At 40.6% G+C, this 11296-nt stretch carries 11 protein-coding genes; all 11 read left to right on the forward strand.

Going from position 1 to position 11296, the window contains the following annotated elements; translation table 11 throughout:
* Positions 1-158: 158 nt before the first annotated feature.
* The 11 genes from QM968_RS00520 (at position 159) to QM968_RS00570 (ending at position 11287) form a co-directional block, all read left to right on the forward strand.
* Positions 159-2480 carry a CAP domain-containing protein gene (locus tag QM968_RS00520; protein WP_009731107.1) on the forward strand — a complete coding sequence of 774 codons (2322 nt, stop codon included), beginning with the start codon at positions 159-161 and terminating at the stop codon, positions 2478-2480.
* A gap of 230 nt (positions 2481-2710) precedes the next feature.
* Positions 2711-3454 (forward strand): DeoR/GlpR family DNA-binding transcription regulator, encoded by a 744-nt coding sequence (locus QM968_RS00525; protein ID WP_414381342.1) that lies wholly within the window; start codon positions 2711-2713, stop codon positions 3452-3454.
* Positions 3451-4362: a 1-phosphofructokinase gene (pfkB, locus tag QM968_RS00530; protein ID WP_414381344.1), complete on the forward strand. Its 912-nt coding sequence runs from the start codon at positions 3451-3453 to the stop codon at positions 4360-4362. The genes QM968_RS00525 and pfkB overlap by 4 nt, the downstream gene beginning before the upstream one ends.
* Positions 4359-6326, forward strand: a complete 1968-nt coding sequence (locus tag QM968_RS00535; protein WP_414381347.1) for a fructose-specific PTS transporter subunit EIIC — start codon at positions 4359-4361, stop codon at positions 6324-6326. The genes pfkB and QM968_RS00535 overlap by 4 nt, the downstream gene beginning before the upstream one ends.
* A 275-nt stretch (positions 6327-6601) precedes the next feature.
* Entirely contained in the window at positions 6602-7039 is a 438-nt protein-coding gene (locus QM968_RS00540; protein ID WP_009731103.1) for a hypothetical protein, read from the forward strand.
* Between the two features lie 57 nt (positions 7040-7096).
* Positions 7097-7321 carry a hypothetical protein gene (locus QM968_RS00545; protein ID WP_414381349.1) on the forward strand — a complete coding sequence of 75 codons (225 nt, stop codon included), beginning with the start codon at positions 7097-7099 and terminating at the stop codon, positions 7319-7321.
* 495 nt (positions 7322-7816) lie between these two features.
* On the forward strand, positions 7817-8176 hold the full coding sequence (locus tag QM968_RS00550) for a hypothetical protein (RefSeq protein ID WP_414381352.1): 360 nt from the start codon (positions 7817-7819) through the stop codon (positions 8174-8176).
* 61 nt (positions 8177-8237) lie between these two features.
* Positions 8238-9260, forward strand: a complete 1023-nt coding sequence (locus QM968_RS00555; RefSeq protein ID WP_414381354.1) for a hypothetical protein — start codon at positions 8238-8240, stop codon at positions 9258-9260.
* 195 nt (positions 9261-9455) lie between these two features.
* A complete protein-coding gene (locus QM968_RS00560; protein ID WP_414325783.1) occupies positions 9456-9836 on the forward strand; it encodes a hypothetical protein in 381 nt (126 codons plus the stop codon).
* Positions 9837-10060: 224 nt separating this feature from the next.
* Positions 10061-10435, forward strand: coding sequence for a DUF1149 family protein (locus QM968_RS00565; RefSeq protein WP_009731099.1), 375 nt, complete (start codon positions 10061-10063; stop codon positions 10433-10435).
* Positions 10436-10438: 3 nt separating this feature from the next.
* Entirely contained in the window at positions 10439-11287 is an 849-nt protein-coding gene (locus QM968_RS00570; protein WP_009731098.1) for a DegV family protein, read from the forward strand.
* Positions 11288-11296 lie beyond the last annotated feature (9 nt).

Genomic DNA, 11296 nt, shown 5'->3' on the forward strand with positions numbered 1-11296 from the left:
GTTTGTCTACATTCTGTAGCAGCCTGTGCTGTTTTTCTTTTGCCCTAAAATTTTATTAAAAAATCTCTTTCAACCTACTAGTTATTAGTACCAAAATGTGGTATGCTAAGGGGAGATAAACTTCAAGAAAAAAGATCAGGTTTTGGGGGTGAGTTTCATTGGGAAAGAAGTTAGGAAAATCGGTTTTTACGACAGGAGTTGCGGCGACAACGGTACTGTCTGGAATGTTTCATCATAAGGCTAGTGCGGAAGAGGTCAAGCAAAATGAAAATGCTGAAACCAATAGCACTGAGGTAGTTGAGAAACCTATTACAGTCGATGAATTGAAGCAAATTACGGCTCAAAAAGGTCAAGTAGTCAAAGATGTCCACTACCAGGAGCAAAAAGTGATTGACGCTCAGATGGATGTCAGGGCAGCCGGTCAAGAGCTAGAAGAAAAGAAAGAAGAAGTGACGGAGGCGGAAAACCTCATCGCAACGACTTCAGATGCACAAGTTCAAAATGCAGAAAATGGGGTTAAGGTAGCCCAAGCTTATGTCACCATCGAAGAAAATAAGGTTCGAGAAGCAGAACTTGCACATGATCAAGTCTTAGAGGCCGTTCGTCAGCAGGAAAATCAAGTCACCGCTCAGGAATCTTTGGTCGATGTGGCAGAGAATGAGTTAAAGCAAGCCAAGATGCCGATTTCTAATGATGAGAACGTCCTGGCCCAGGCCTTGGTGGAGCAAAGTCAAGTCGAGCAAAGTATTCGAGAATCTCAATATTATCTGGCAACCTTGCAAGAGAGTCAGCAGAATGGGTCTGACACAGTGGCTCAAATTGAGAGTGACATCCAACTCGCCCAAACGCGACTCACAGATTTGAAGGCCGTCATTGCGACAAAAGAAGCGGAGTTGGCAGCCTTAGAGCAAGCAGCGGCTAATAGTCCAGTTCAATTGAGCCAAGCGACTTACGAAGGCTACTTGCAACACTTAGCAGACAATGGCAATGAAGCTGCAGCAAGTGCCTTAGCCTTCTATAAACGTGGGCGGGAAGAAGATGGCATAACAGTGGGAGACTCTGGTTCACTCCAAGCCAATTTGCGGGCTCTTGAAATCGCAGATGCTATCAATGCATATCGTCGCAACGCAGGTCTTGCTGAATTAGAGCTGGATCTCTATTCCCTCCCTGCTAGCCAAGTGCAGCTGGAATACTTTAAAAAGGCCAACTGGCATATGTTTAAGTATTTGCCAAACGAAAACATCGCTTATGGCTTCTCGCCTGCTGGTGCAGTTGACTTTTGGTACAATGAAAAAACGGCTTACCAAGAGGTAGCAGCTCAATACGGTCTGCCAACAGATGAAACACAGATTGATGCCAATGACATCTATATGAAGATCGGAGCTGAAGCCTTTGCTAAGGTTGGTCATTACCTGCAAATGATGGACAACAAAGCCACTGCTTTATCAGTCGCTTATGATCCGAGCAAGGCTATGTCAGAAGCGGCTTTCATACACAGCCCAGTCACCTCAGCTGTATCAACAAGTGCTCTTGCTTACCAGTTGCGCCAGGGAGCTGGTGCTACGACGACGAGAGCAGATGTCAAAGCGAAGTCCGATGAAGTAGCCAATCTTAAATTGGACAAGGCCAATCTAGAATCTCAAATCATCATCTTGCAAGGGAAGTTAGAGGATACCCGCCATTCCAATTCGAATGTGGAAGTCGAAGTGGCCAATGTACAAAAGGCCATCCAAAATTACAAACTTCTTCTTCTTAGCAAGGACCATGCGGTCGAAAAAGCGAAAGCTACACTGGAAGTATCTCGAGGTCGGATTGAGTCGACCATTCATCCGAAAGAAGTCGCTCTTCAAAAAGCGCAAGACCTGTTAGCAGCTGCGCGTGAGAAATTGAATCTTTTGAAAGCAGAAGAAGCAGAAAAAGCACAAATTGTTGAGGAAGCTCACGAGGGCTTAAAGGCAGCTCAAGAGCGTCTGGTTGCTGCGGAAAAACGTCTTTCTGACGTCCAAAATGCTCCAGACTTATTGGTGAAAGCCCAGTCTGTTTTGGCAGCTGCGGTGGCTAATCTTGAGCATAAAAAGGATAAATTAGAAGCAGAATTCAACACCCTTCAATCCTATCAAGGTATGGTTGAACACTTGAATTCTCAATATGAAGATTTGGCGTCACGTATGGATCCAGCTATTTTAGAAGCAGCAGATATGCCGATGGATATCCGATCAAGCAATCCAACAACCTTCTCAGATAGACCTGCAGTTCTTCCAACTCACACTAATAGTCCGCAAGTGCAAGCACCAAAAGCTACTCCGGCTCCAAAACAAGAAGCCAAAGTAGAAGAAATCAAACCCAAAAAAGAAAACAGCCAAGCTGTCACAGGATCGGATTCATCCAAATATGCAGCAGCAACAACAGGTGTAGTCGTTGGGCTACTTGCCGGATTGTTTGGTTTCAAGAAAAAGAAACAATCTTCAAATAATGATTAAGACATACTGAGAATAGAGTGGATGCTTAGACACTTTATTGCTTAAAATCTTCAAAGAAAATTTATGAGGGTGGGAAAAGAACTCTTTTAACAAAATGAGTTCTTTCCTGCTCTTTTTTTATACGCTTTTGGAATTTTTGAAAGAAAATGATAGAAAATGATAAAAAAGTGTTGACATTTTTTGAAGAAAGAGTATAATGGTTCTTGTAATCGATTGCAAAAGGAGGAGAAATGCTCAAGTCTGAACGAAAACAATTTATCCTCGAAAAGGTATTAAAGGAAAAATTTGTTTCCTTAGAAACCCTTGTACATGAGTTGGGGACGTCTGAATCAACCGTTCGGCGAGACTTGGATGAGCTAGAAGCTGAAAGCAAACTTCGCCGGGTTCACGGCGGTGCGGAAAGCCTGCATTTTCTTCAAGAGGAAGAAAGTAATAAAGAAAAATCTATCAAAAACATTCAAGTTAAGTCAAAGATCGCTGTAAAAGCGGCGGAATTGATCAAAGATCATGATGTGATCTTTATCGATGCTGGGACGACCAATGAACTTTTGGTACAAGAAATTGTCAATCCAACGGTAACTGTGGTGACCAATTCGATTCACCATGCGACCAAGTTGGTCGAGCGAAATGTTCCGACGGTCATCATAGGTGGAATGGTTAAATCTTCTACAGATGCTAGTATCGGAGGAATCGCGCTCAATCAAATCGGTCAGTTAAATTTTGACAAGGCCTTTCTTGGAATGAATGGAATCGATGATGAGTTTTACAGCACTCCAGACCTGGAAGAAGGATCTGTCAAGCGTGCGATTATCGAAAATGCAAAAAAAACCTATATCCTAGCGGATGATTCGAAAATTGGCGTGACATGCTTTGTCAAAGTGGCTCCTATCAAGCGAGCCATGATTATCACCAATCAATGTGAACCGCAACGATTAAAGGTTTTAAAAGAAAAAACGGAGGTTATAGAGGTTTGATTTATACAGTAACACTGAATCCAGCCATTGACTATATTGTTCGACTCGATCATGTAGAGACGGGAGCGGTCAATCGGATGGCTTCGGAAGATAAATTCGCCGGTGGTAAAGGGATCAATGTCAGTCGTGTGTTGAAGCGTCTCGATATCGAGAACACAGCGACTGGATTTATCGGTGGTTTCACAGGGCGCTTCATTGAAGACGTACTGACCAGCGAAGCCATTTCAACCAACTTTGTGACAGTGGACCAAGATACACGGATCAATGTCAAGATCAAAGCTGATGAGGAAACAGAGATCAATGGGAATGGCCCAGAAGTAACAGAAGCTCAGTTGCAAGAATTGCTCAATATCTTATCGAGTTTATCATCAGATGATGTGGTAGTCTTTGCAGGATCTGCTCCATCTTCGCTTGGAAATGCCGTATACAAAGAATTGATCGCAGCAACTCGTGCGACAGGTGCACAAGTCGTTTGCGACTTTGAAGGGCAAACCTTGATTGATTCCTTGGAGTTTAATCCGCAATTGGTTAAACCAAACAACCATGAGTTGGGAGATATTTTTGGCGTAACCTTGACGGAATTGCCAGAAATCGAACGCTATGCCAAGGAAATCTTGGCCAAAGGAGCACAAAACGTCATTATTTCCATGGCGGGTGATGGTGCTCTCCTTGTCAGTCCAAGCGGTACTTACTTCGCAAAACCAATCAAAGGTCAAGTGAAGAATTCGGTCGGGGCTGGAGATTCTATGGTAGCAGGCTTCACTGGGAAGCTCGCAACGACAGGAGATGTCATCGAAGCTTTCAAATGGGGCGTGGCTTGTGGCACAGCGACCACCTTCTCAGATGATTTGGCGACAGCGGACTATATTAAAGAAACTTATGAAAAAGTAGAGGTAGAAAAACTATGAAAATTCAAGACGTTTTAAATAAAAACGTGATGTTGTTTGATCTTCAAGCAACAGATAAAGAGGGCGTGATCAATGAAATGGTCCAATCGCTCGTTGACAATGGTGTGGTGACAGATTTTGACACCTTCAAGACTGGGATTATGAACCGTGAAGCACAAACTTCAACTGGTTTGGGTGACGGAATTGCTATGCCCCACAGCAAAAATGAAGCTGTCAAAGAAGCAACGGTCTTGTTTGCAAAATCAAACAAGGGTGTGGATTACGCCTCACTGGATGGGCAACCGACTGATTTGTTCTTCATGATCGCAGCTCCAGAAGGCGCAAACGACACTCACTTGGCGGCCCTTGCTGAACTGTCTAAGTACTTGATGAAACCAGGATTTGCGGATAAACTTCGCCAAGCAAGCACACCTGAGCAAGTGATCGCAGACTTTGATGCGGAAGAGCAAGTAGCTGCAGCAGAAGAAGCGAAAAAAGCAGAAGCAGTCAAAGAAGCAGCTTCATCTGACAAACCTCTCATTGTTGCTGTTACAGCATGTACATCTGGTATCGCCCACACTTACATGGCAGAAGAAGCCCTCATCAAAAAAGGTGAAGAAATGGGTGTTACGGTCCGCGTTGAAACAAACGGTGCATCCGGTGTCGGCAACCGCTTGACAGCTGAAGAAATCGCCAAAGCTGAAGGAGTGATCATTGCAGCTGATAAGGCAGTTGAAACAGCTCGTTTCGATGGCAAAAAATTGATCTCTAAACCTGTTGCAGCCGGTATCCGTCAGACAGAAGAATTGATCCAAACCATCTTGGATGGCAAAGCAGATGTCTTCCACGCTGAAAATGCTGCACAAGCTAGCGCTAGCCAAGAAAAATTGAGCTTGGGTGGAGCCTTCTACAAACACTTGATGAGTGGGGTTTCTCAAATGCTTCCATTCGTTATCGGTGGTGGTATCTTGATCGCCCTTGCCTTCTTGATTGACCAAGTTATGGGTGTACCTCAAGATCAATTGTCTAGTCTTGGTTCTTATCATGTATTAGCAGCACAATTTAAAACAATTGGTGGAGTAGCCTTTGGCTTCATGCTTCCTGTACTTGCAGGTTACATTGGATTCTCAATCGCTGAAAAACCTGGTTTTGTAGCAGGGTTTATCGCTGGATCTATTGCTAGCTCAGGTTCAGCATTTGGAAATATCGCCTACGGTGCTGCTAAAGGTGAATTACCAGCAGCCGTATCATCTGGTTTCCTTGGAGCCTTAGTTGGTGGTTTCCTAGCAGGTGGAGTGATTCTAGTTCTTCGCAAAGCCCTTGCAGGTCTTCCACGTTCACTCGATGGTATCCGCTCTATCCTTCTCTTGCCATTACTTGGTGTTGGTTTGACAGGATTCTTGATGTTCCTCATCAATATTCCAATGGCTGCTATCAATACTGGTCTTAACAACTTCCTTTCAAGCTTGTCAGGTAGCTCAGCTGTCCTTCTTGGACTTCTCGTCGGCGGTATGATGGCTGTCGATATGGGTGGACCAGTTAACAAAGCCGCTTATGTCTTCGCTACAGGTACACTTGCTGAATCTGTATCTTCAGGTGGTTCTATTGTTATGGCAGCCGTTATGGCAGCTGGTATGGTTCCTCCATTGGCAGTCTTTGTAGCAACTGTCTTGTTCAAAGACAAATTTACTGAAGAAGAACGCAACTCAGGTTTGACAAACATTATCATGGGTCTTTCCTTCATCACAGAAGGTGCCATTCCATTCGGTGCAGCTGATCCAGCGCGTGCGATTCCAAGCTTCATCGCAGGTTCGGCTTTGACAGGTGCCCTTGTTGGTCTTGCAGGCTTGAAACTGATGGCTCCTCACGGAGGAATCTTCGTTATCGCCCTTACATCAAATCCACTTCTATACATCGTGTTTGTATTGATCGGTGCAGTCGTAAGTGGTATCTTGTTCGGATTGCTTCGCAAACCTAAAAACTAATCCTATCTAAAAGAGGCTGGGCAAAAATCGTCCAGCCTTTGAAGTCTGATAGAAATAAATATATGACGCAGTGGTTGATTGGCATCTTTGTTCACTTTACAAGCTCCAAAGATGACCTAATCAACTGTGCGGGGGTGGGAATACGAACTCTTTTAATTCGTCAGAGTTCTTTCCCACTCCCTTTTTTGTTGCGCAAAAACACCAACTAGTGATGAAGTTGCTTATCTCTATAGATTTCGATATGATAGTAGAAAGCAATTTTTATTGGAGGAATAATGAGAAAAATGAAGAAAGTTCTCATTTTGGGAATAACAGTAATTGCCTTATCAGGACTAGCAATCATCAGTTCTCAATATCCAAACTTGTTTTCTATTAATAGCCATACAACAAAGAAATTCGGTCGTAAGGAACAACAGTTAGAAGATGTAAAGAAGCACGGGCAAGAAATCGAAGATTTTGTAAAATCGTTAAGTCCTAAAGTTGAATCTGTCCAGATTGCTTGGGATGAAACGCAATGGGATGAGATAGGAAATGGTACGCCACAAGGAGGTGGCGAAATTGTTATGGTCTATGGAGGATTTAATCATATTCAAAATTCAAGTTGGAGTGTTTTGGTCTATTTAAAAGACGGTAAAAATGGCGAGAAAGATTTAATCGAAGGAATTGGTAGCGGTAGTCCACTGCGTGTAGAAGGAAAACTTTTTGACGAGTAGCCTTCTAAAAAATTTTAGCAATTTATTAGATTTATAATAGAGATGGAAAAAAGATAAATGAAAAAGAAAATAATTATTGCTGCTTCGTTAGTTTTATCAATTGCAGTCGCTGTTTTTGGACTTTTTACCTATCAACACCACCAGAAACAAGAAAAAGCTAAGCAGGAACGTGAAAAATATGAGAATTATTTTTATTATACTGGTCAATGGGAAATTGATTCCTATCAATTTTTGGAGGATGGACGAGGAGTTGTGGTTCATTGGAAGTCTTTAACTCCTTAGGAAGATAAGTTATTTGCAAAGTACTACCGACATTCAAGTGAGAACCTTTTAAATGCCCATGGTGCATCGAATCAGAAATATATTGTTAGAGAATTTCTAAAAAAATTAAAGGATATACCTGACTATCAGTGGCCAAAAGATGAATCAGAGGGATATTATAAACTTTCGATTAATACAATTCAAAATAAGCATATTAAAAAGGAGGAAGTAGATCTTTATCGGCTTGTAAGACATTACAATAGAAATTATTTTCCAGCAGAGACTGGAGATATCCAGGAAATAAATGGGAAAGATTATCTCCCAATAAAGATCTATATAACTACTGATAACAAACGTGTTAGTAAAAATTTATGGCTCAATCTTGAAACGAAGAAAATCGAATGGGAGGATTCGAAAGAACTGAGAGGAATAGAAACTCCTTTAGTTGATTTAGGAAAATTAAAAGTTATTCTTAAAAATCGTGGCCCAGTAGGAATCACTAATATATATGATGATATGAATCAGAATCAACTAACATTCTTCCCTAATAATTTAAAGGGAAGTGTTCTAGAAAAATCTGATCCAAAAGCCTATCAATTACTTCGTAAAAAAGATTCTCAATTATATATTTTGCTTGATGCTAAATTAACTAATAATGTTGTCTTCGGCAATGTCCAAGAGTTTATCAACTTGTACCAACTATTTGTCCCAGCGAACACCAATCTCTATGAAGGAATGACAATTCCGGCAGAATTGAGTAAAGATGGACAGGTTCATCAAGTTAATACTAAAGAAGAGTTTGAAGCTTATTTTGATGTAGAAAAAGGTATCGCCTTAAATAAAGGACGCCTAGTATTGGTTGAAAAGGAAAAATGATAAATGAAAAAGAAAATAATTATTGCTGCTTCGTTAGTTTTAGCAATTGCAGTGGCTGTTTTTGGACTTTTTATCTATTCAATATCACCAACAGTTGGAAAAAGCCAAACAGGAGCGTGAAAAATATGAAAGATCGCGCTATTATACTGGAAAATGGGAAATTGATTCCTATCGTTTTATAGAAGATGGTAAAGGAGTAGTAGTTCATTGGAAGTCTCTAACTCCGGAAGAAGATAAGCTATTTGCTAAGTACAATCCAAATGTAAGTGAGAATTTATTGGGTGCTCATGGAGCATCTAACAAGCGTTATATTGTTCGTTACTATTTTTATAATTCAACTCATCGGTATTCGCAAAAATTACCAAAAGAGGATCCGGATGTGTACTTTAGTCTTTCTATTTATCGAATCAAATATAAAGAATTAGAGGAGAGTCAGGTAGATCTTTATAAGTTAGTAGGAGATTATAATTCTAAATACATACCAGAAAAAACAGGCGGTATTGAGGAGATAAATGGTAAAGATTATTTACCTATAAAAGTTTACGAAAGAGATTGGGAACTTTCGAAGAGTAAAATTTTATGGCTAAATCTTGAAACGAAGAAAATTGAGTGGGAAGATTCAAAAGAACAAGGTGGATCTGATATGCCTTCTGTTGCTTTAGGACAATTAAAGGTTATTCTAGACAATGCTACGGAACTCTTTAGAACTACTAATGCATATGATGACTCATATCAGAATCAACTAACATTCTTTCCTAATAATTTAAAGGGGAGTGTTCTAGAAGGGTCTGATCCCAAAGCTTACCAATTACTCCGTAAAAAGAATTCTCAATTATATATTCTGCTTGATGCTAAATTGAATTATGATAGAGTCTATGGTAATGTTCAACAGTTTATTGATTTATATCAACTCTTTGTTCCAGCTAATACAAATCTTTATGAAGGTATTACAATTCCGGCAGAATTGAGTACTGATGGACAAGTACATCAAGTAAATACCAAGGATGAGTTTGATAGATATTACGATATACAAAAGGATAATGAGCTAAACAAGCAACGTCAGGCTTTGGTCGAGCGGAACTAGGTATTCTTTGTTTAGAGAAATGTCGGGTCTCCGGCCTTTCTTTTTCTCAACCTCACAAACTAGTAAAGACGATTGCCAATCAAATCAGATTTCGTTATAATTGGAACAACTTTTCCTTTTCAAGGAGGACGGATCGTGAAAAAAGGGAAACTGGTCATTCTTTTAGCTATTGCCTCTGTAATAGCAGGAGGTGTGATTATCGCTAGTCAAAAACAAGATATCTTTTCAAATGGTACTCAACAGAACAAACACCATAGTCCCAAAGAGAAGCAACTGGCTTATTTAAAGGATCACGAAAAGGATATGGCTGATTTTGTAAAATCTTTGAGTCCTAAAGTTGATAGTGTTCAGTTTAATTGGGATAGTATGGAAGTTGGTGAAATAGGAAACGGAACTCCTCAAGGTGGCGGGTATATGTTAACATTGGACGGTAGAATCAATAATAATAAGGATACTAAATTTACATTAGGGATTCCTCTAAAACGAGATTCTAATGAAGTTCCTGAGGAACTGGTTATTTATGAAATGCAACCCATAAGAATTTTAAGAGATGGTGGGTGGTTTTTATATGACTAATCGTCATTCAAAAGCCTTTATCTTGTTTTTTCGAGCATGACAAAAGGATAATAAGCCAAACAAGCTAATAATTGATCAGAATTCGTTATCCTCTGTCTAAAGAATGGTCTGGCTTCCCCGGCTTTTTCTTCTTGTACCAACGAAAAAATCACCTCATTCGACATTGGTATCTTGCTCCGAATTATGATATAATAAGCCTATCGCATATTTTTAGGAGAATAAAAATGGATATTCAACGTGAAAAAGAATTTGTCAGCCAATACCACTATGACGCTCGTAATTTTGAGTGGGAAAAAGAAAATGGCATTCCCGAAACAAAAGTAGATGTAAACTTTCAATTAATCAATCGTGATCAACAACAAAACACAACGTCTTTGATTGTGATTTTGAGCTACATGATTGTATTTGACGGCTTTGTGATCAGTGGAACCATCACTCAAATTAACCACTTGTTTGGTCGTTATGTCAATGAACCAAGCGAATTCAGCAAAGACGAAGTGGAAGAATTGGCTCGTCCTTGCTTGGATATGCTCAACCGTTTGACTTATGAAGTTACAGAAATTGCCCTCGATTTACCGGGTATTAATTTGGAGTTTTAATCAATGAAATTAGCAGTGATTACGGATTCGTCTGCCTATTTACCGCAGCACCTTCTCCATCACGACGACTTATTTATTTTAGACATTCCGATCTATATCGATGGAGAATCCTATGTGGAAGGGAAGAATCTGACACACGACGAGTTCTACCAAAAGATGGCTGCGTCTAAGGAATTACCAAAGACTAGCCAACCGAGTGTGGCAGCGTTAGAAGAACTCTTATCTGGTTTGACAGCTAAAGGTTATACGCATGCTCTTGGTCTGTTCTTGTCATCAGGCATTTCTGGATTCTACCAAAATATCCAATATTTGAAGGACGAATTTGAAGGCTTGACCGTCGAATTTCCTGACTCAAAAATCACTAGCGCTCCATTAGGAATGATGGTAGAAGATTGCTTGAAATGGGCTGGTGAAGGTCGTTTGTTTGATGAGATTGTGGCCAATGTCCAACACCAGATTGATGGGACCACTGCCTATATTATGGTCGATGATTTGAATCACTTGGTCAAGGGGGGACGCCTGTCAAATGGCGCTGCCATCATTGGCAATCTCTTGAGTATCAAGCCGATCCTTCACTTTAATGACCAAGGTGTCATCGAAGTTTTTGAAAAAGTCCGGACGGAAAAGAAAGCCATGAAACGTTTGGTGGAAATCGTTGATGAAGGACTCACTGGAGGGCATTACCAAGTCTTTATCATCCATGCTAATGTACCTGAAAAAGCTGAAGCGCTTCGTCAGATGTTGGTGGCTGAAGGAGTGGAAGGAGAAATTCCTTTTGCTACCTTTGGAGGCGTGATTGGGACGCACTTAGGTGACCATAGCTTAGCAGTTGGATATATCCCTATCGTTTAAGGAGAATTT

This window comes from Streptococcus sp. OMI870, from assembly GCF_047460295.1.
Classification (GTDB): Bacteria; Bacillota; Bacilli; order Lactobacillales; family Streptococcaceae; genus Streptococcus.